Genomic DNA, 20,702 nt, shown 5'->3' on the forward strand with positions numbered 1-20,702 from the left:
GAGATGTGTATAAGAGACAGCTGGAGCATCGACGACGACGCCGAGCGACAGACCGCGCGCCGCGAGTCGCAGACGGCGGACTACTTCCTCGGCGGGATCAACGCGGTCGCGCAGACGGGCGAGCTGGTCGCCGCCGACCTCTCCGGCAGCCGGATCGGCGCGTACCCGTTCGCCGCGGGCAACGTCGTCATCGTCACCGGGATCAACAAGATCGTTCCGACGCTCTCGGACGCCTTCGACCGGCTGGAGTCCGTCGCGTACCCGCTGGAGAACGAGCGCGCGCAGGAGGCGTACGGCGTCGAGTCCGCGATCGCCAAGCAGCTCGTCTACCGGCGCGAGACCGAGGAGGGCCGGACGACGGTCGTCCTCGTCCGCGAGCAGCTCGGCTACTGAGCGGTTCGCGCGTCACACGCTAACTCGCATCACGCTTTTTGTCCCCCTTTCGTCGACCGCGAGCGGCTCGTTCGACCCCGGTGCGCCCGGCGGACGCGACGGGATTCGAACCACGGTCGCTCCCGTTCGCTCGCTGCGCTCGCTCACCTCCCGCTCCCTGGTTCGAACCCTCCCGACCGGTTCCCTCACCGCCTCGCTGTCGCTCGGCGGTTCGGTGTACGGGCCGGGAGGGATTCGAACCCCCGACCGTCCGGTTAAAAGCCGGACGCTCTCCCTAACTGAGCTACCGGCCCAGACGAATCGCTGTAAGGTCAGCCGACGGATAAACGTTTAGAACCGCGGGAGGGGTCGGCGCCGCCACCAGAAACGGTTTCCGACCCCCCGCCGTCGCCGCGAGCATGACATTCGACACGCGCTCGTTCGCCGCCGCCCTCTGCCGGTACCGCTCGACTGCCGGCGAGGAGGCGGCCGCGGCCGCGTTCGTCGCGGAGCGACTCGCCGACCTCGGCTTCGAGACCTACGCCTGGGACGCCGACCCCGCCGTCCTCGCCGACCATCCCTCCTTCCCGACCGACCTCGACGCGGCGGCCGTCGAGGGACGACGCAGCGTCGCGGGCGTCCTCGAACTCGGCGGCGCGAGCGACGGCGACGACGCGGGGGACCCGGGCTGTGAGAACGGCGGCGGCGATCCGGTTCCCACGCTCGTCTTGAACGGCCACCTCGACGTCGTCCCCGCCGAGCCGACCGAGTGGTCGAGCGACCCGTTCGACCCGGTCTGGCGCGACGACGCGGGCGGCGGCGCGGACGGCCGTGCGGACACGGATGGCGACGCGGACGCGGACGGCCGCGGCGACGGGGGTGGCGAGACCCTCACCGCTCGGGGCGCGGCCGACATGAAGTCCGGGATCGCTGCCTGCGTCGGCGCCGCGGTGGACGTCCGCGAAGGGGTCGCGGACGGGTCGATCGATCTCCCGCCATCTGGGCTTCGGCTCGTGGTCGAGGCCGTCGCGGGCGAGGAGGACGGCGGCTACGGCGCGGCGACCGCCGCGCTCGCGAGCCCGTACCCCTTCGAGCGCGACGCGGCTATCGTCGCGGAGCCGACCGAACTGCGCCCGGTCGTCGCCTGTGAGGGGTCGCTCATGGCCCGGCTGGAGATCGACGGGCGGAGCGCGCACGCGGCCACCCGATGGCGCGGCGAGGACGTGCTCCCGCGGTTCGAGGCGATCCGGGAGGCGTTCATGACGTTGGAGTCGGAGCGCGGCGAGTCCGTCTCGCACCCGCTGTACGGGGAGTTCCCGGTGCCGTGGCCGGTCGTCTGCGGCCGGGTCGAGGCCGGCTCGTGGGCGTCGACGGTCCCGGCGACGCTCGAAGCCGAGTTCCGGATCGGCGTCGCGCCCGGCGAGACGGTCGCCGAGGTGGCGGCGGCGTTCCGCGAGCGGCTGGAGACGGTCGCAGCCGAGGACCCCTGGCTGCGCGAGCATCCACCTCGGTTCGAGCGGTTCTCCGTCCAGTTCGAGCCCGCGGAGATCCCCGTCGACGAGCCGGTCGTCGAGGCGGTCCGCGCCGGCCTCGTCGCGACCGGGCTCCCGGACGTCGAGCCGCGAGGCGCGACGTACGGCGCCGACTCGCGCCACTTCGTCGCGGCCGGGATCCCGGCGGTGCTGTTCGGTCCCGGCACCATCGACGAGGCGCACTACCCGGACGAGACGATCGCGTGGGACCAAGTCGTCCGGGCGAGGGTCGCCATCGCCGCCGCCGCGGAGCGGTTCGCGCGCGACCACGCGGCGTAAATCGTCGGAAGAGGTCCCGCGGCGCCGTGTTCGCGTCCGTCGGCGGGGGCGGTTATCGGTTGGTATCGCCGAGGTACTCGTCGACCGCGTCGGCGACGATCGCTCCCGGCTCGACGTTCTCCATCGAGGCCCGGCGGCGCAGTTCCACGTACGTCTCGGCCGGGAGGCGGACCTGAAGCCGCCCGAGTTCGACCCCGGCCTCGCGGACGGCGGCCTCGATGTCCGTTCCCTCGTTGACGGCGGAGGCGATCGCGCGGACCTCCCGCACGGTCAGGTCGCCGTCTATCGCCGCCCACGCGAGCAGGTAGCGGTCCCGCCCGCCGAGCCGCGCGACGTGTTTCGCGGCGCTCGGCGCGATCCGTCCGTTGGCGACCTGCCGACGGATCGCCTGCGGGAGGTCGTGGACCCGCGCCCACTTGCGGATGAACGCGACGGAGACGTCCTCGCCCGCCCGCTCGGCCGCCTCCTTGTACGAGCCGACGCCGCGGACGAGCGCCGCGCAGGCGGCGGCGCCGCGCAGCATGAGGACGTTGTCGCCGTCGCCGACGTCGCCGGCCGCGAAGCGGGCCACCGTCTCCGCGGCCTCAGCGACGCTGTCGGGGTCGTTCGGGTCGAACCCGACCGCCTCCGCCGCCCGGTCGCCCGTCACCGCCGGGTCCGCCCGGACCACCGGCTCGCCGACGGGGGACTGCCGGTCTGCGCGTGACTCCTCGGTCATACACGTCTCTTCGGGGCCGCAGGTATAAACGCCGGGCACCGGGGCGGAACTCGCCCGAACGCCGGACGCTCCCGGCCGGCCGTCAGCGCCCGACCTTACTTCGCGCTCGTGACCGCCGCGTCGCCGTCGTCTCCCTCGCCCGCTCCCCGCGCGTACAGGACGTACGAGTACGCGACGGTGATCGCGGCGGTCGCGAGCGCGGGGCCGACGAGGAAGTACACGGCGTACTCGCCGGCGAAGAGGCCGGCGACCGCGAGCGCGGCCGAGAGCTTGAACAGCCGGCCGCCGAGCGCGTGGGTCTTCTCCCAGACGGCGTCGTCGCTGAGCGTCCACGGCGTCCGGATCCCGACGAACCAGTTCGGCTCGACGTGGGGTAACAGCGTGCCGACGTAGTAGAGCAGCGCGGCCCCGCCGGCGACCGCGAGCGTCGTCACGTCGACCGCGTAGCCGAGGTTGACGGCGAGCACGGCGAGGTGGAGCGCGACGAGGAACGCGGTGACCACGACGACGAACCGGTCGTAGTGGACCCGGAACCCCGCGATGTTCTCGCCGAGCGGGTCGATCCGCGGGAGCAGCGCGAACAGACCGATCAGCCCGGCCGCGAGCCCGGGGACGAGCCACATCCCGAGCGTCCGGGAGAGCGTGCCGGTCGCCTCGCCGGCGGCGTTCCACCGCGTCACCATCTGTTCGGGGAGGTCCGGTGCGACCGCGAGGCTGGCGGCGGCGCCGACGGCGACGAGGAGGGCGGCGACGCCGAACCGGAGCCGCGTGGAGAGTCTGGATTCGGAGGGCATACGGTTCGGGAAACGCGCCCCGGGGTGATAAAATTCGACTGGCGTGGGAGGCTCCCCCGATGCGCCCGGCGCGACGCAACCCTTACCGGTCGTGACCGCCAAATCGGAGCATATGACCGACGAACGCGACGACGACGGCCACGAGTTCTCCTCGGGGCAGGGCGTCGACGCCGACTACGACGCGTTCACGCTGGACCCGCCGGAGCTTGGCGAGGACCCGAGCCGCGTCGACCCCGTCGACTCCCGGGTGCTGACCGAGGAGCTGGACCGCCGGAACATCGGCAGCGAGGATGTCGACGTCGAGCAGCTGATCGACGTCGGCCTCTCGTACATGGGGATCAACCGGTTCGAGGAGGCGACGGAGACGTTCGAGCGCGCCGCCAACTTCGCCGAGGAGGACTCGCTGGAGGCGCAGGAGGCGTGGGTGAACAAGGGCGCCGCCCACGCCCAGTTGGAGGAGTTCGACCAGGCGATCGGCGCGTACCAGGAGGCCCTCCGGATCGACGAGGAATCCGAACACGCGGCGACCGCGGAGACCAACCTCGCGTACTCGCTCTGGGAGTCCGGGCGGGGGGAGCAGGCGCTCGAACACGCCGAGCGCGCCGTCGAGACCGACCCGCGCTTCGCGGAAGCGTGGTACAACCGGGGGTTCCTGCTGGTCGAGCGCGGGCTCGCCGAGGACGCGGTCAAGTGCTTCGACAACGCGATCCGGCTGGGCTACCGCGACGCGGGCGTCCTCGAGGAGAAGGCGCGCGCCCTCGAAGAGGCGGGCGACCACGAGCAGGCCGAGGAGGTCGCCGACCGCGCCGAGGAGCTCCGTCGCGAGGCCGAAGAGCAGATGGTCGAAGAGCAGACGGGACAGGCGCCCGGGCCGGGCGGGCAGGCTCCGCAGGGCGGTCGCGGCGGGCGGGGTGCCGGCGGTCGGGGCGGCGCCGGCGGCCGCGGCGGCCAGAACGGCGAGCCGGAAGGCCCGGAGCGGGAGCTCCAAGGCGAGGGCCCTGAGGGCTTCTGAATGCTCCTCCGTGAGCGCGAGACCGCCGAGGGACGGCTCGTCTCCGTCTGCGACCCCGACTGCCTCGGCGAGACGTACGACAACGGACGCGCGACGCTCACCGTCAGCGAGGAGTTCTACGGCGGCGACGACGCCGTCGAGGCGACCGCCGAGGAGGTGGTCGCGGGGCTCCAGCGCGCACAGGTCGCGAACATCGTCGGCACCGAGGCGGTCGGCGTCGCCGTCGAGGCCGGCCTCGTCGACGAGGAGACGGTCTTGGAGTTCGACGGGACGCGCCACGCGCAACTGCTCTGGCTGTAGCGGCGCGTCGCCGCCCGCGTCTCGCCGGGATCCGAACCGGCTAAGGGCGCGGGCGACGAGGCGAATCCGATGAGACGACTCACGCGGAGCGAACTGGCGTCGCGGGTGGGGCCGCGGTCGCCGTCCGACGCCTTCTGGCGGCGCGCGATCGACCGCGGGGAGGCCGCGCTCGGCGTCGGCGCAGACGCCGTCGACGAAGGCGCGCCCCCCGGCGACGAACCGACGGAGCCGCTCGACACGGGGGACATCGTCGACGTGGGCGACCACGCCTTCGTCGTCGTCGACGCCGACCGCACCGAGAGCGGCGGGCGGATCTACCGGATCGAACTCGTCGCCGACCGCGAAGGAGACTGAAGATCGGGAGACGGGCCGACTCGGAAGCCGACCCACTCGGGGAGCCGACCCTCTCGGGGGAGGCGAGCCCCGATCAGAGTCCGGCGACGTCCTCGATGGCGTCGGTGAGTTCCTTCACGCTCTCGACGGTGTGCTCGCCCATGTGGCCGATCCGGAACGTCTCCTCGCCGAGGTCGCCGTAGCCGTTCGAGAAGACCATGTCGTACTGGTCGTTCACTTCCTCGATAGTCGCGCTAACGTCGATCCCCTGCGTGTTCTCGATACAGGCGACCGTCTGCGACTCGTAGCCTTCCTCGGGGAACATGTCAAAGTGTTCGCCCGCCCAGTCGTGGACGTACTCGGTCATCTCGCGGTGGCGCTCGTCGCGAGCGCGGTGTCCCTCCTCCAGCATGTGTTTCATCTGCTTGCGGTACGCCAGCATGATCGGGATCGCGGGCGTCGAGTGGGTCTGGCCCTTCCGGTCGTAGTAGTCGATGGTGCGGCGGAAGCCGCCGTACCACGAGGAGTCGCCCTTCTCGACCTCGCGGTCGTAGGCGTCGTCGCTGACGACGCAGACGGCGAGTCCGGGCGGCATCGCGAACGCCTTCTGGGTGGACGCGAAGATCGCGTCGATCCCGTGGGCGTCGATGTCGAGGTAGTCGCCGCCGAGCGACGAGACGGCGTCGACGGCGAAGTAGGTGTCCGGGTACTCCTTCAGGACGTCGCCGATCGCCTCTACGGGGTTGCGCACGCCGGTCGACGACTCGTTCATCACGCCCGCGACCATGTCGTACTCCGCGTCGGCGGCCTCGACCGCCTCGCGGACGTCCTCGGGCTTGACCGCCTCGCCCCACTCGTACTCCAGCCGGTCGACGTCCTTGCCGAGCCGCTCGGCGACGTTGGCGTAGCGCTCGCTGAAGGCGCCGCAGGTCGGGACGAGGACGCGGTCGTCGACGAGGTTCAGCGTCGTCGCCTCCCAGAACTCCGTCCCGGAGCCGGTGAGGATCACGACGTCGTTGTCGGTGCCGAGGAACTCCTTCGTGTCCTCGACGATAGTGGTGTACAGGTCGGTCATCCGGTCCATCCGGTGGCCGAACGTCGACTCCGTCATCGCCTCGATGACGTCGTCGCGGACCTCGGTCGGGCCGGGGATGTACAGCGTCTTGTCGTCGTAGTCGTCGCGGTATTCGCGTTTCTTCGTCACGGGATCCACCTGTTGGATCGTACCGGGACGCGTGAGGGTATGGACCTTGTGTTCCGTTCAAAAGGCGCGACGCGCGGTCGGCTTTCTCTCCCCGGAAACGGCGCTATCGCCGGGATCAAACGGCTTTATACGAGCGGGGAAGAGAGAGTGGGTATGATACACGCACGAAGAGTTACAACAGCCAGAGGTGGGCCGCCGTGAGCGGCGACGAGGAACTCGCGAAGGATCTGGGCCCGCTCGCGGCGCTCACGATCGGGATCGGGACGATGATCGGCGCCGGGATCTTCGTTCTCCCCGGCACCGCGGTCGCCCGCGCCGGCCCGCTCGCGGCGTTCACGTTCGTCCTCGGCGGCGTGATCGCCTTATTCACCGCGCTGTCGGCCTCCGAACTCGGGACGGCGATGCCGAAGTCCGGCGGGGCGTACTTCTACGTCAACCGCGCGCTCGGGCCGATGTTCGGCTCCGTCGCGGGATGGGCCAACTGGCTCGGGCTGGCGTTCGCCTCCGCCTTCTACATGTACGGCTTCGGCGAGTACGTCAACGCGCTCGTCGGCCTCGGGCCGGTCGGGCTCGGCCCGCTGACGCTGGAGGCGGCGCAGGTGATCGGGCTCGCTGGCGCGCTGCTTTTCATCGCGGTCAACTACTTCGGCGCGAAGGAGACCGGCGGCCTCCAGATCGTCATCGTGATGTCGCTCTTAGGCATCCTCGCGGTCTTCACCGTCGTCGGCCTGCTGAACGCCGAGATGTCGTCGCTGCGGCCGCTCGCGCCGCCGGGCACGACGAGTCAGGTCCTCCCGGTGACGGGGATCATCTTCGTCTCGTATCTCGGCTTCGTCCAGATCACCTCGGTCGCCGAGGAGATCAAAAATCCCGGGCGGAACCTCCCGCTCGCGGTCCTCGGCTCGGTCGTCATCGTCACGGTCGTGTACGCGCTGTTCCTCCTCGTCCTGCTCGCGGCGGTGCCGAACGAGCTCGTCGCGAACAACGAGACCGCGGTCGTCGACGCCGCCCGGCTGTTGTTCGGGCAGTACGAGATATTCGGCTTCTCGCTGGGCGCCGTCGGCGCCGGCATGTTACTGATCGGCGGGCTGCTCGCGACCGCCTCGTCGGCGAACGCGTCGATACTCTCGTCGTCGCGGATCAACTTCGCGATGGGCCGCGAGAAGATCGTCACGCCGTCGCTCAACGAGATCCACGACCGGTTCGGCACGCCGTACAAGTCGATCGCGCTCACCGGCGCGCTCATCCTCGTCTTCCTCGTCGCCGGGAGCGTCGAGTCGCTGTCGACGATGGGCTCCGTGCTCCACCTCGTCGTCTACGGACTGCTCAACATCGCGCTGATCGTGATGCGCGAGTCGGAGGTCGAGGGGTACGACCCCGACTTCGAGGTCCCGTTCTACCCGGTCGTTCCGATAATCGGCGCGGTGTCGTCGTTCGCGCTGATCATCTATATCGAGCCGACGATCATCCTGCTCTCCGCGGGGCTCGTCGCGTTCGCCGTCCTCTGGTACCTCCTATACGCCCGCGGGAAGGTGGAGTCCCGCGGCGTGCTCGGCACGTGGATCCTCGACCGCTCCGACGAACTGCCCGAGCAGGCCGTCTCGGCGGCGACCTCCGTCCAACCGAGCGGTGGCGACTACCGGGTGATGGTGCCGCTCGCGAACCCCAAGACCGAAGAACACCTGATCACGCTCGCGTCCGCCATCGCCAAGCAGCGCGACGGGACCGTCGTCGCGGTCAACATCGCGAACGTGCCGGACCAGACCTCGCTTGAAGCGGCCCGCGACCGCGGCGCCCACGAGGCGGCCCACGGCCTCCTCGATCAGGCCCGCGCGGACGCCGAGACGTTCGGCGTCGACGTGGAGACCCACGTCGTCTTATCGCACCGCGTGTTCGAGGAGGTGTTCGACGCCGCGCGCACCTACGGCGCGGACATGACCGTGATGGGCTGGGGCGAGGACTCGCACGGGGCGCCCGGCCGCGCCGAGTCCGCCGTCGACGAACTGGCGTACTCGCTCCCCTCGGACTTCCTCGTGTTCCGCGACCGCGGGTTCGACGCCTCGCGCATCCTCGTGCCCACCGCCGGCGGGCCGGCCTCGGACCTCTCCGGCGCCGTCGCGAAGATGCTCCAGACCGAGTTCGACGGCGAGGTGACGCTGCTCCACGTCGCGGAGAGCGGCGAGGAGGAGGCGGGCCGCGCGTTCCTCTCCGAGTGGGCCGACGCGCACGACCTCTCGGACGCCACGCGCCGGATCGAAAGCGGCGACGTCGAGACCAGCATCGAGCGCGCCGCCCGCGACGCGACGATGCTCATCATCGGTGCGACCCAGAAGGGGCTGCTCTCGCGGCTGGTCCGCGGCTCGCTCGTGCTCGACGTGCTCAGCGAGGTGGAGTGTTCCGTGCTGCTCGCCGAGCCGAAGAGCGAGCGCGGGTTCCTCGACCGGCTGTTCGGTAGCGGCGCGCGGTCGAACGACATCACCGACGCGACCGAGACCGGCGTCGAACCGGAACCGTCGACGCCCGAGTTCGACGACTCGAAGGACGACGCCTGATCGGTTTCGCCCGCAATCGGCGGGACGCCGAAAAACCTCGGCGGCCTCGACGCGGTCATCGACTGACCGCGCGTCCGAGCGACGCCGGGCGCTCGCGCCTATCCTACGCCGAGCGGTCGACCCGGCGGACGACCGACCCGATCAACACCGCCACCGGGATTATCTCGAGTCGTCCGACCCACATGTTGACTATCAGCATCGCCTTCGCCGTCCCGGGCATGGTCGCTCCGGTGACCCCCGAGTCGAGGCCGACGTTGCTCTGTGCGCTCATCACGTCGAAGATCACGTACTCCAGCGGGTACGTCGGGGGGAGGACCCGAAGGAGGACCGCGACGCCGATCACGAGGAACGTGATCCACAGCAGGAACACGACCGTCGCCTCCGTGTACTCGCGCTGCGCCTGCGCCTCGCTGAGCCGTCGGTCGCCGATCTGGAGGTAGCGGATCGCGGCCTGCGGCCGGAAGACGTCCTGTATCTGCCAGATCGTCCCCTTGACCAGCGTGACGACGCGAATGAGCTTGATCCCGCTCACCGTCGACCCGGCCGCCGCACCGGTGAGCATTCCGAGACACGCGAACAGCGTCGGACCCGCGGTCCAGACGCGTTCGGTGCCTCCGCCGACCGACGCGCTGCCGAATCCGGTGTTCGACGTCGCGGAGACGAACTGGAACAGGCTCACCCGGAACGTCTCTTCGAGCGTCGCGTACTGCCCGTTCGCGTAGAGGATCGCGGTCAACACGAGCGAACCGACGGTGAACCAGATGAACACCCACCGCGTCTGGAGGTCGGCGTAGAAGTTCCGCAGCTCGCCCTTGAAGATAAGGTAGTGGACCGGGAACGCGATGCTCCCCGCGACCATGATCGGGACCGTGGCGTACTCGATCAGCGGGCTCCCGTAGTGGCCGATCGAGTCCGCGTGGACGGAGAACCCACCCGTCGCGATCCCGGTCATCCCGTGGTTGATCGCGTCCCACAGGGGCATCCCGGCGAGGAGGAACAGGGCGATCGAACCGAGCGTGAGGCCGACGAAGATCTTCCAGATCTCGCGGACGGTCGTCACGATGCTCGGGTGGATCTTCTCGGACCGCGCCTCGCTCTCGTAGAGCGTGTACGAGCCGCTGCTCCCGCCGGACCGGCGAAGGATCGCGACCGTCAAGACGATCACGCCGACGCCGCCGACCCACTCGATGAACGACCGCCACCAGTGGATCGCCCGCGGGAGCTCTTCCTCGACGGTCGCCATCGTGAGCCCGGTGCCGGTGAAGCCGCTCATGCTCTCGAACACCGCGTCGAGGGGGTTCCGGAAGGTCGCGGTGGTCGGGTCCATCGGCGGCGTGTTCGCCCACGCCGGGAACGGGTCGACGTGGATCGTCCACGCGATGAGGACGAACGGGAGCCCGCCCAAGATCCCCACGAGCGCCCACGCCGTGGCCGCGGTGACCATCGCCTCGCGCTTCTCCGGCGGGTCGGCACCGCGGTACCGTCGGACCAGCGCGGTGCCGATCCCGGCCATGACGACCGCGGAGACCACGAACGCGGGCACGGTGTAGAACTCACCGTTGACCGCGGCCACGACGAGCGAGATCAGCATCATCAGCGAGACCGCCTGGACGATGCGACCGACGTCGCGACCGACGGTGTCGTTTTTCACCCTCATGACTCCCTCGCGCCGGGGGGGCTCCCCCGCGGCGACGGTCGACCGGTCACAGGCTCACCCCGTTCGACCCGTTCTCCTGGTCCTCGTAGTGACCGAAGATGTCCGTCACGTCCGGGGTCGCACCCGTCCCGGAGTAGACGGTCAGCAGGTCGCCCGTCTCGATGCGGGTCTGTCCGCGGGGCGTGATCGGCGCGTCCGCGTTCTCCCGCTCGATCGCGACGATGAGCGTCTCGTCGCCGACGAGCCCCTCCTCGTCGGCCTCGACGAGGGTCTTCCCGGCGATCGGTGCCTCCTCGGCGACCGTGATCTCGAACACCTCTGCGATGTCGCCGACCCGCATGTAGTCGACGATAGACGGTCGGTCGACCGACCGGAACAACGACTCGGCGATGAGTCGCTGCGGGTTCTGCATGGTGTTCACGCCGATCTGGCGGAACAGGTTCATGTGTTCGGGGCTGTGGACGACGGAGACGACGTTCGGGACGTCGAGCTCCTGCGCGAGCAGCGAGACCATCACGTTGGTCGCGTCCTGGTCCGTCGTCGTGATGATGGCGTCCGCCCGGTCGCTGCCGGCGTCGACGAGATTCTCCTTGACCGTCGCGTCGACGTTGAGTACCATACAGTCGTACTCGCTCGCTATCTCGTCCGCCTTCTCCGGATCGTTCTCGATGACGACGACCTCGTATCCGGCGCCCGTTGCGATTTCGATGAGCGGCGTTCCGATGTCGCCGGCTCCGACGATGATGATGTACATGTTTGTTGATGTGTCCTTCCGCCCGTGGTCCTAGGCGCTCTCCTCGGAGTCGCCGTGGAGGCGTCCGAGGTAGTGCCACCGATACTGCCCGTCTCCCTCCTCCTTTGCGGGATCCCACGCGACTCTGTACGCGAACGGACCGCGCGCACTCCCCGTTTCGTCCGGCCGTTCCACGACCGCGATCGTGTACGCGCCGTGGTCCTCCGTGCGGACGAGCTCTTCCCCGGGCCGCGACTCGATCGCGTCCGTCAGCGTCGGTTGCTCTCGAAGGAGCCGCTGCGCGTAGTGAATAACCGCCCTGAGCTGCGTGTCGTCGTTTCCTTCGAGCGCAGCGATCACGTCGTCAGAGACGCTCTCCGGCGGATCTGTGTGGGGTTCTGTCATGGTTCGTGCGTGTTGCGGCCGTGTCGATCCCGGGCGGGCGGGTCCGGCGTTCGAGCGGTGCCCCCGACAGCGACGGTTTTTGATCCGGAATCTATGATACCTCGAATTTTCTCTGAGGCATAAATATTAGCTTTTTGTTTTTCCAAAGCGGTTCAAAAACAAATTCAGTTCGTCTGCGCAAATCACTCACCCCCGCGGCACGGGTACGAGAAATCATTTGTACGCGCTGGTCGTCGTTCGAACATGGGACATCGCATCGACGAGATCGACAAGCGCATCCTCTACCACTTCGCCGTGGACGCGCGCAACACGGCCACGTCCGACGTCGCCGAAGAGATGGGAGTGACGCCGGCGACGATCCGAAACCGGATCGACCAGCTCGAAGAGCGAGGCATTCTCCGCGGCTACCCCGCCGACGTGGATTACAAGGCGATCGGCGGCTACATCACCTACCTGTTTAGGTGTACGGCGCCGATCCCGGAACGAACGCAGCTCGCGCAGTCGGCGCTTGACGTCTCCGGGGTCGTCGGCGTCCAAGAGCTGATGTCGGGCTCAGTGAACCTCCTCGTCACCGCGGTCGGCGGGGACACCGACGACATCAACCACATCGCGGGCGAACTCTCCGACCTCGGACTGCGGATCGAAGACGAGAGCGTGATGCAAGGCGAGTACCACAGGCCGTACGACCCGTTCGGTCCCGAAACCGTTCCGAAGGGGCCGTCGCTCACCGACTTCATGAGCCTCGCGGGCGACGCCGAAGTCGCCGAGTTCACCGTCTCGGAGGGCGCCGAGATCGCGGGGAAGACCATCGAAGAGGCGGTCGCGGAGGACCTGATCTCGCGCGATTCCCACGTCGTCGGCGTCGAGCGAGACGGCGAGGTGCTCACGCCGAAGGGCGAAACGACGTTTCAGGCCGGCGACGTCGTCTCGCTGCTCTCGCCCGCGCCGTTCGAGACGGGGTCGCTGAAGGCGTTCGGCTCGCAGCGGGAGTGACCGCGGGACCGACTCGTCGTCAGCCGGCCGGGGTCGGCGCTACCCCCAGTGCCAGAAGTGGTTGCCGTCCTCCTCGACCGGGTCGGTGCGCTCCCGGAGGTCGGCGACATCCTCGGCGGTCGGCTCGTGGTCGTCGGGGAGCCGCTCCATACAGTCGAAACAGAGGAAGAACTCCGAGCCGTCGGTGAGTTCGAGCGTGAGTCCCTGCGTCGACTCGAACGCGAAGTTCCACAGGTCGCCGATGCCGCCGGCGATCCGCACGGAGCGCTCGCAGACGTCGCACGCCTCGGAGGCCATATACGTGTCTTACTGGGTCCGCGGGCTAAGGCGTGTCGCCTCGATACTCGTACCTCGTTGTTCGGGAAGAGGTGACTGATCATTCCTCCGCGAACACCTCCAAAGCCCCAGCCGTGAGGCGGGCGCACGCTCGCCGCGCTCCTCGGTCGCTCACTCCGTTCCTCCCTGCGGTGCTCGCGTCGCCTGCGCCCGCCTCACGACTGCCCCTTTGAGTCCCACCCCGCACAGCAACCGCAGCCTCACACCTCCCCAGCCTCGTCAGTCGCCTCCGCTTCGCTCCGGCGACTGACTCCAGCGAGGGACCGAAGGTCCCTCTGGCAGCCGGCGCGTAGCGCCGGCGACCTCGCGCGTGCTGACCCGCGGCCGCCGAGGGCGGCCGCTCGCAGGCACGCGCCACCGCATCTATTTATAAATAAACGTCGTTGGTCACCGCGATTCGACGTCGATCACGTGCGCGTCGCTCGGGTCGAACCCGACCGTCACCGCGCCGTCGAGCGGGTCGACGGCCCGGACGAGCAGTTCGCGGTCGCCCCAGTCGAGGGTGACGCGCGTCGTCTCGCCGAGGAACTCCGCGCTGGCGACGGTCGCGCGCAGCGCGTTCTCGCCCGCGGGGGCGCCGGTCTCGCCGCCCGCCGGTTTGTCTGCGCTCGCGACGCGGAGGTGTTCCGGGCGGACGCAGAACGCGATCCGGTCGCCGATGTCGGGGAGCTGCGTCGCGGTCGCCTCTTCCGCCTCCGCTTCTTCGTCGCCCCCGACCGCGACGCGGTGGGTCTCGTCGCCGCCGTCGACGTCGACCGCGAGTTCGCCCGCTTCGGGGATGTCGACGACTCCCCCCGCGAACACGTTGTTGTCGCCGACGAACTCGGCGACGAACCGGGTGGCGGGCCGGCGGTAGACGGTCCGCGGGGGCGCCACCTGCTCGGGCGTCCCGCCGTTCATCACCGCGACGCGGTCGGAGACGGCCAGCGCCTCCTCCTGATCGTGGGTGACGTATATCGTGGTGATTCCCAGTTCGGACTGGATCCGCTTCACCTGCGCGCGCAGTCGCTCGCGGAGCCGCGCGTCGAGCGCGCTCATCGGCTCGTCGAGGAGGAGCACGTCGGGGCCGGGCGCGAGCGCCCGGGCCATCGCGATCCGCTGTTGTTGCCCGCCCGAGAGGCTCTCGGGGTCGCGGTCAGTGGCGTCGGGGAGGTCGACGAGGTCGAGCAGGTCGGCGACGCGCTCGTCGCGCGTCGTCCCCTCGGGCGGGTCGGCGAAGTTGAGCCCGTAGGCGACGTTCTCCCCGACGGTCATGTGCGGGAACAGCGCGTAGCTCTGGAACACGACGCCCACGTCGCGGTCCTCGGGGGGGACGCCGGCCATCGATTCGCCGCCGAACCTGACCGTCCCGCTCGTCGATTCCTCGAACCCCGCGATCAGTCGGAGCGTGGTCGTCTTCCCGCAGCCGGAGGGGCCGACGAGCGTGAAGAACTCGCCCTCGCGCACCCGGAGGCTCACGTCGTCGACGGCGGCCGTCTCGCCGTAGCGCTTGCTCACGCCGTCGAGTTCGACCGCGATTGGGGCGTCGGCCCCGTCGGCGTCGCCGGCCGTGTCACCGCGCCCGTCTCCGCCGGGCGCTCGCTCAGAGCCCACGGTGGTCACCCCCGAGCCGCTCGATGACGACGAAGCTCAGCCCGGTGACGACGAGGAGGACGACGCCCATGGCGGTCGCCGGTCCGAGCCGCCGACCGATGAACCGTTCGATCGCCACGGGCATCGTGTACGCGTCGGCGCCGGTCGCCAGCACCACCGTCGAGGTGAACTCCCCGATCGAGATGGCGAACGCGAACGCCGCGCCCGCGACGACCGCGGGCCAGACGAGGGGGAGCTCCACGTCGCGGATCACCCGCGCCCGCGAGGCACCGAGCGCCCGCGCGGACTCGACGAGCGAGCGGTCCAGCCCGGAGAGCCCGGGCGAGACGGTGCGCACGACGAACGGGTAGCCCGACACCGCGTGCGCGACGACGATGGCGACCGCGCCGCTCGCGGCGATCCGCCACTCGGCTATCTCGACGCCGAAGACGAGCCCCCGGAGGAGCCCGAGCCCGACGATGATCCCTGACACCGCGAGCGGCGCCATCGCGGCCGCGTCCACGAGCGTCCGCCCGCGATACCGGCGCGTGGTCAACACCGCGACGACGACGCCCATCGGGAGCGCGAGCAGCGTCGCGGCCGCCGCGAACGCCAGCGAGTTCCGGATCGCGGGCCACGGCCGCACCTGAAACGCCGCCCCCGTCTGCTGGCGCTCGATCAGGAACCGGTAGTGGTCGAGCGTGAGCGCCCCGTCGCCGCCCGTCACGCTCGCGAGGATCATCGATGCGATCGGCGCGACGAAGAGTATCCCCGCGGCGACCGAATAGACGCCCAGCCCCGCCCGCGGCAGCAGCTCGCGGAGCGTCGGCGCGGGCGGGACGAGCGGCCGCCGCGGCAGGGGTCGCGCGCCGCGGGTGCTCGTCGAGTTCCGGGCCTCGTACCGGAGGTACGCGAGCAGTACCCCGAGCGAGATCACGAGCTCGATGATCGCCAGCGCAGCCGCCTCGGCGTAGCTCAGGTCGCGCACCAGTCGGTAGACGAACACCTCGACGGTCGCCAGCTGGAACCCGCCGAGCGCGAGGACGATGGGGAAGGTGCCGAAGGTGAACACGAAGGTGAGCGCCGCACCCGTGAGGACGGCGGGGTACACCTGCGGCGCGACCACGTCGACGAACGCGCGGACCGGGCCGGCCCCGAGGCTCCGAGCGGTCTCGACCGCGCTCGCGTCCACCGACTCCCACGCCGCGGTCGTCACGCGCGCCACGAGCGGCGCGTTGTAGAACGCGTGGGCGATCACGACCGCTTCGAGGGTGAAGAGGAGGTCGACCGGCGGGAGGCCGAGCGCCGCCAGCGCGGCGTTCAGCGTGCCGTTGTCGCCGAACGTGGCGACGAACCCGACCGCGACCATGATCGACGGGAGGACGAACGGGACGATGGTGAGCGAGCGCAGCGTCCGCCGGCCGGGGAACTCGAAGCGCGCGAGCAGGTAGGCGGCCGGGAGGCCGAGGGCGACGCTCGCGAGCGTCGAGAGCACCGCTTGGTACGCGGTGAAGCCGACGATCCCCAGCCGGCGGTCCGGCGACAGCAGCGACCCCAGGACCGCGGCCGGCGACTCGCCCGACAGCAGCCGCGCCAGCTCCCCGAAGTAGAACGGGTCCGTGAGGACCTCGGCGAAGACGGAGACGGTGACCGCCCCGTCGACGACGACCGCCTCGATCAGGACGGTCGCGGTCGGGTAGTAGAACGCGACGACGAGCGCGGCGCTGGTGAGGACCGCGAGCGCGGTCAGCGAGCGCGTCTCGATCGCGGTCCGAGCTCGGGCGAGCGGTCCGTCTCCGCCGCCCGTGCGGCCGGCGTCGTCGGTCACGCGTCCGGATCCTCGTCACACACGCGCTTAGTTCCCGGCGAACTGGCGCTCCCAGGCCTCGACCCACGCGTCGGCCGAGCCGCGGAGCTCGTCGTAGGTGAACGTCACCGGGTCGGCCGGCTCCTGTGCCAGCTCGGCGTAGTCGCTCGGCAGCTCGGCGTCGCCGGTCGCCGGGAACGCGACGTTGCGCTGGGCGATTTCGCCTTGAACGTCGGGCTCCAGCATGAACGACATGAACTGTCGGGCGAGCTCCGGCTCGTCGGCGTCGGCGAAGACGGCCATCCCCTCGGGGTTCGCGTACGCCTGGTCGTTCAGGAAGCGGATCTGGTGTTCGTCGAGGTCCGCGCCCTCCATGTTCGCGAACACCTGGTCGGTGGAGTAGGAGACGACCATCGGCGCCTCGCCCTCGCTCCACGCCGCGTACGCGTCGTCCCAGCTTCCCAGCACGCGAACGTCGTTCTCCTGGAGGTCCGCCCAGTAGTCGAGGTAGTCGTAGTCGGGGTCGCCGTCTGCGCCCTCGATTGCCTCCCCGTCGCCGTCGCTCGCGACGCCGCCGTCGCCGAAGCGGTTGATCGTGTGAAGGAGGAACGCTCGGCCGGTCGAGGAGGCGCCGGGGTTCTGCGCGATGAGCGCGCCCGCGTGTTCGTCGTCGAGCAGCCCGTCGAACGTCTCGGGCGCCTCAGCGGTCGTGCTGTCGTACACGAGGCTCACGTACCCGGTGTCGAACGGGACCGCCCGGTCGAATGGGTCGAACCGGAGCCCCTCCTTGACGGCGTCGCCCCCCTCGATATCGCCCGCCTCGGCGAAGAGATCTTCGTCGAGTTCCTCGTCGACGCGCACGAGGTCCTCCGTCGTGAGGCCGACGTAGACGTCGGCGTCGACGCCCGCGCCCGAGGCGGCGCGCTCGACGTAGTAGTTCACCTCGTTGTCCGGCGTCGCCCACTCCAGTTCGGCGTCGAACCGGCTCTCGAACTCCTCTTTGAGCCACTCGCCGGGGCTCACGGAGGGCGCGTCGATGAAGCTGGAGTACGTCGCCACCGTCAGCGTCGGAGTCTCGCCGTCGCCGCCGTCGCCCCCGCCGTCGGTGTCGCCGCCGCCGTCCGTCTCGTTCCCGTCGCTCCCGGCGCCGTCGCCGCCGTCTCCCCCGTCGCCGGTCCGTTCGGCGCTACAGCCGGCGAGCGCGACGGCCCCCGCCGTCCCGGCCGCCGTCAGGAAGCGTCGTCGGGTGCGTGGCCGGGCGCGCCGCCTCGTCTCGCTCTCGTCGGTAGTCATCACTCGGTTGTTGTACTCGGTGGTTACATAAGGGATCCGCACTCGTCCGCCGCTCCGTCTCCGAGCGACTCCCTTGTCGTCAAGCTGTTCCGTCCTGTCGCATGCGTCGGTTCCGCGGATCTCGGCCCGTTCGGGAAGAGTCTGGAGCTGTCCGCCGAGCGTCCGAGACGGTCAGTGGACGTCTCCTCAGCGTCTCACCTGTGTATTCGACGCGTGAACGTGAACACGAACAGCGCGATGAAGAACGCCCCGACGAAGCCCTCGACTGCGCTTAGCACCTCGACCGGCCGACTCGTGTCGGCCGGCGGCGTGCCGAGGATGAACGTAATGAAACTCTGGAAGCTGAACACGAGGTAGTCCGTGGGAGCGTACTCGACAGTCGAAAGGAGCCGAGCGTACAGCAGCGCAAAGAGGGAGATGACCGCGACCGAGGCGTAGACCACCCGTTCGGGGCGCTCACCGTAGCCGGTCGACAACATGAGCGTGAGGTTACGTCCCCACTTCGTCGCGTCGGTCACTCGGTCCCGCCACCGGCGCGTTCCGTCCCGGGCGAGTTCGGCGTGGCGGTGCCGGCGGTGCGTCAGTTCTCGGTAGAAGAACGCGCTCGCGGCCGCGTTGTTCCCGGTCTCGTCGGCGCCGTTCTTGGCGTTGAGGAAGGTCTGACGCAGCGTCTCCGTGCTCGGCCTTCCACGGCTGGCCTCCGGGAGCGCCTCCGGCTCCATCACCTCGTACAGCCGCCAGCCCGCCGCGGCCGGATCGAGGTCGTCGTTCTCGAAGACGAAGCCCTCGAAGCGAGTGCGCGCGAACCGAACCCGATCGCAGACCGGATCGCCGTCGGTGTTCGTGAACGACACGTCGCCGAGCGTGGCATCGGTACAATCGTACAGTACGACCCCAGACGCGGGCTGTCCGAGGGTTCCGCTGCCGACGGTCGCTTCCCTGAGGTTCACGCACTGCGTCTCGGCGGCGCCTTCGTCGGTGTGAGCACCCTCGCCCCGGTCGGCGGAATCGTCCGACGGGAGCAGGTTCAACGTGGCGACTTCCGCGGTCGACAGGTCGAGCGGACCGTCGACGAGGATGTCGGAGAAGTCGGTGATGCGAGCGAACGACGCCCGTCGGAAGTCGTGGCTCCCGCCGAAGTTCGTGCCGTCGAAGTCGGCGTCGTCGTCGAACTCGGCGAGCGTAAAATCCGTTTCGCCCCCAAACGTCGTGTCGGAAAATCTGGCGTAGTCGGTGAAGTCAACGGCCTCGAAGTACGCTTCTCTCCGAAACCGCGCCTGTCGGAAGTTCGCGTGCGCTTCGAACTGCGCGTACCACAGGCGGGCGTCGGCTCGGAAATCGGCGTGTTTGAACGCGACGGGCCCATCGAACACCGCTCCGCGCAGCTGTAGCTCGCCTTCGAACGTCGTGTTCCTGAACCCCGCTCTTCGCTCGAAGCGAACGTCACGCACCGTGAGCGGTCCGGTAACCGTCGCGTGTGAGCATCGGATCGGCTGCCGAAACACCGCATTGGTCCAGTCTGACTCGCCGATCTCCGCGTGAGCGAGGTTGATCGCGTGGTTCACCTTGCCGCCGACGGTTGCGCCACGGAGCGCGAGTTCCTCGAACGTCGCGTCGACGAACTGGCATAGCCGTCGGCTTCGGTGCTGCTCGGCCGTGGTCGCCGCCCGCGCGAGGCACTCGCGAAACGCGTTCGTCTCGTCGATATCCGACGGACGCTCCTCGGGTGGGCAATGAAACAGACAGACGTCTCTCTCGGGGAGCGCGTCGTGTGGACACGACCAGACTCGATCCGTGACGCCGGGGACGTCCTCGGTGAGCATCCACCGTCGCCCCTCCGACCGATCGTCGCCGGGCAAGTCGTAGGAAGGGACCGCAAACGTGTGATCACACCGCGATGGATCCTCCATCGGACGGAGGTGACGTGGCGACAAGATGAGTGTTGGGGTCGGGATCCTGCTCGGAGACCACGAGGGATCGCTCCGTCCGCTTTCCCCTCAGTGTCGGAACACTCTCCCGCCGACATCCATTTACTCCGCGCGAACCTCTTCGATCCATGGACGAGAACACCGGAGCGCGGTCGACGCGGACTACCCGACGCCGTCTGCTCGCCGGCGGCGCGGCGGTCGGCGTCGCCGGCCTCGCGGGCTGTCTCGGCGGGCGCGACGGGCCGGTGCCGGAACCCGATGTGACGAGCGACCGGATCGAGGACTGGCGGCAGACCGACGGGTCCGAGAGCACGGTCTTCGAGCAGTCGTACGGTCCCGTCACGGTTCGGGCGCGCGAACACACCCGGATCTTCGAGTACGCGCCGGTCGCGGACGCGCTCGCCGAGACGGTCGACGCGTCGGGGTCGCCCGTCGTCTTCTTCGCGACGCGGATCGACCTCCGGCCCGCGGTCGACCAGCTCCCGGCCGGCGTCGGCCGTGACCGGCTGATGAGCGAGGTGGAGGCGGCCGCGACAGACGCCTTCCGCGCGCAGCTCCGGAACGCCGGCATCGAGAACGTCGCGATCGCCGACGAGGGGATCACCACGGTCCGGTCCGGGCACACGGCGACCGCGTGGCGGCTGACGGGCGAGTACGCGGTCGACGGCGCGATCCCGCTTCCAACCGGGTCGACCGCGGAGATAGACCGCCCACTCCAGATCGGGGCCCGCCTCGGAGTCTGGCACGACGGAACCGACGTGATCGTCGCCGGCGGCGCGTACCCGACCGACCCGCTCCTCGACGTCTTCGACGCCGCGCTGCCCGACTCGGTCGACGCCGAGCGCGCGGTGACGCAACTGGCGGACGCGGAGACCGCGGAGG

At 69.8% G+C, this 20,702-nt stretch carries 19 protein-coding genes and 1 tRNA gene; 8 read left to right on the plus strand and 12 right to left on the minus strand.

The genetic code is table 11. The features are described 5' to 3' along the window. Nucleotides 1-393: LUD domain-containing protein (locus C463_RS13625; protein WP_008444764.1), on the plus strand; the 393-nt coding region annotated here is incomplete at its 5' end. 219 nt (nucleotides 394-612) lie between these two features. Here the strand turns inward: C463_RS13625 and C463_RS13630 are convergent. Then, a tRNA-Lys gene (locus C463_RS13630) sits at nucleotides 613-686 on the minus strand. Between the two features lie 105 nt (nucleotides 687-791). On the opposite strand from C463_RS13630, the gene C463_RS13635 reads away from it, so the two are divergent. After that, complete coding sequence (locus C463_RS13635) at nucleotides 792-2,183, plus strand: M20/M25/M40 family metallo-hydrolase (protein ID WP_008444766.1); 1,392 nt, start codon at nucleotides 792-794, stop codon at nucleotides 2,181-2,183. 52 nt (nucleotides 2,184-2,235) lie between these two features. On the opposite strand, the gene C463_RS13640 is transcribed toward C463_RS13635, so the two are convergent. Further along, on the minus strand, nucleotides 2,236-2,901 hold the full coding sequence (locus C463_RS13640) for a DUF7119 family protein (RefSeq protein ID WP_008444774.1): 666 nt from the start codon (nucleotides 2,899-2,901) through the stop codon (nucleotides 2,236-2,238). A 95-nt stretch (nucleotides 2,902-2,996) separates the two neighbouring features. Then, nucleotides 2,997-3,695: an SdpI family protein gene (locus C463_RS13645; RefSeq protein ID WP_008444775.1), complete on the minus strand. Its 699-nt coding sequence runs from the start codon at nucleotides 3,693-3,695 to the stop codon at nucleotides 2,997-2,999. A gap of 112 nt (nucleotides 3,696-3,807) precedes the next feature. Here C463_RS13645 and C463_RS13650 point away from each other — a divergent pair, with 112 nt between their 5' ends. The 3 genes from C463_RS13650 (at nucleotide 3,808) to C463_RS13660 (ending at nucleotide 5,361) form a co-directional block, all read left to right on the plus strand. Further along, a complete protein-coding gene (locus C463_RS13650; protein ID WP_008444777.1) occupies nucleotides 3,808-4,707 on the plus strand; it encodes a tetratricopeptide repeat protein in 900 nt (299 codons plus the stop codon). After that, nucleotides 4,708-5,007, plus strand: a complete 300-nt coding sequence (locus C463_RS13655; protein ID WP_008444779.1) for a DUF424 domain-containing protein — start codon at nucleotides 4,708-4,710, stop codon at nucleotides 5,005-5,007. It begins immediately after the preceding gene. Nucleotides 5,008-5,076: 69 nt separating this feature from the next. After that, nucleotides 5,077-5,361: a hypothetical protein gene (locus C463_RS13660; protein WP_008444781.1), complete on the plus strand. Its 285-nt coding sequence runs from the start codon at nucleotides 5,077-5,079 to the stop codon at nucleotides 5,359-5,361. A gap of 73 nt (nucleotides 5,362-5,434) precedes the next feature. On the opposite strand, the gene C463_RS13665 is transcribed toward C463_RS13660, so the two are convergent. Beyond that, nucleotides 5,435-6,544, minus strand: coding sequence for a pyridoxal-phosphate-dependent aminotransferase family protein (locus C463_RS13665; protein ID WP_008444783.1), 1,110 nt, complete (start codon nucleotides 6,542-6,544; stop codon nucleotides 5,435-5,437). Between the two features lie 197 nt (nucleotides 6,545-6,741). On the opposite strand from C463_RS13665, the gene C463_RS13670 reads away from it, so the two are divergent. After that, entirely contained in the window at nucleotides 6,742-9,096 is a 2,355-nt protein-coding gene (locus tag C463_RS13670) for an amino acid permease (RefSeq protein ID WP_008444793.1), read from the plus strand. Between the two features lie 103 nt (nucleotides 9,097-9,199). Here C463_RS13670 and C463_RS13675 read toward each other — a convergent pair whose 3' ends face one another. From C463_RS13675 to C463_RS13685, 3 genes are read right to left on the minus strand one after another with little or no spacing between them, the layout of a single operon-like run. After that, entirely contained in the window at nucleotides 9,200-10,753 is a 1,554-nt protein-coding gene (locus C463_RS13675) for a TrkH family potassium uptake protein (RefSeq protein WP_049905934.1), read from the minus strand. Between the two features lie 46 nt (nucleotides 10,754-10,799). After that, nucleotides 10,800-11,507 (minus strand): potassium channel family protein, encoded by a 708-nt coding sequence (locus C463_RS13680; RefSeq protein ID WP_008444796.1) that lies wholly within the window; start codon nucleotides 11,505-11,507, stop codon nucleotides 10,800-10,802. A 30-nt stretch (nucleotides 11,508-11,537) separates the two neighbouring features. After that, nucleotides 11,538-11,891 (minus strand): hypothetical protein, encoded by a 354-nt coding sequence (locus C463_RS13685; RefSeq protein WP_008444798.1) that lies wholly within the window; start codon nucleotides 11,889-11,891, stop codon nucleotides 11,538-11,540. A 243-nt stretch (nucleotides 11,892-12,134) separates the two neighbouring features. On the opposite strand from C463_RS13685, the gene C463_RS13690 reads away from it, so the two are divergent. Next, on the plus strand, nucleotides 12,135-12,884 hold the full coding sequence (locus tag C463_RS13690; RefSeq protein WP_008444799.1) for a TrkA C-terminal domain-containing protein: 750 nt from the start codon (nucleotides 12,135-12,137) through the stop codon (nucleotides 12,882-12,884). Nucleotides 12,885-12,923: 39 nt separating this feature from the next. Here C463_RS13690 and C463_RS13695 read toward each other — a convergent pair whose 3' ends face one another. From C463_RS13695 to C463_RS13715, 5 genes are all read right to left on the minus strand, one after another. After that, nucleotides 12,924-13,181, minus strand: a complete 258-nt coding sequence (locus tag C463_RS13695) for a DUF7561 family protein (protein ID WP_008444801.1) — start codon at nucleotides 13,179-13,181, stop codon at nucleotides 12,924-12,926. 426 nt (nucleotides 13,182-13,607) lie between these two features. Further along, the gene (locus C463_RS13700; RefSeq protein ID WP_049905935.1) at nucleotides 13,608-14,813 is read right to left on the minus strand and encodes an ABC transporter ATP-binding protein; all 1,206 of its coding nucleotides are present in this window, start codon (nucleotides 14,811-14,813) and stop codon (nucleotides 13,608-13,610) included. Beyond that, a complete protein-coding gene (locus C463_RS13705) occupies nucleotides 14,803-16,620 on the minus strand; it encodes an ABC transporter permease (protein WP_008444805.1) in 1,818 nt (605 codons plus the stop codon). The genes C463_RS13700 and C463_RS13705 overlap by 11 nt, the downstream gene beginning before the upstream one ends. Before the next feature lie 27 nt (nucleotides 16,621-16,647). Then, entirely contained in the window at nucleotides 16,648-17,892 is a 1,245-nt protein-coding gene (locus C463_RS13710) for a thiamine ABC transporter substrate-binding protein (RefSeq protein WP_008444811.1), read from the minus strand. Nucleotides 17,893-18,086: 194 nt separating this feature from the next. Next, entirely contained in the window at nucleotides 18,087-19,802 is a 1,716-nt protein-coding gene (locus C463_RS13715; protein WP_049905937.1) for a pentapeptide repeat-containing protein, read from the minus strand. Nucleotides 19,803-19,948: 146 nt separating this feature from the next. Between C463_RS13715 and C463_RS13720 the strand changes: the two genes are divergently transcribed. After that, a partial coding sequence (locus C463_RS13720) for a hypothetical protein (RefSeq protein ID WP_008444824.1) occupies nucleotides 19,949-20,702 on the plus strand: 754 nt, incomplete at its 3' end.

It is taken from the genome of Halorubrum californiense DSM 19288 (assembly GCF_000336875.1).
Taxonomy (GTDB): Archaea; Halobacteriota; Halobacteria; order Halobacteriales; family Haloferacaceae; genus Halorubrum; species Halorubrum californiense.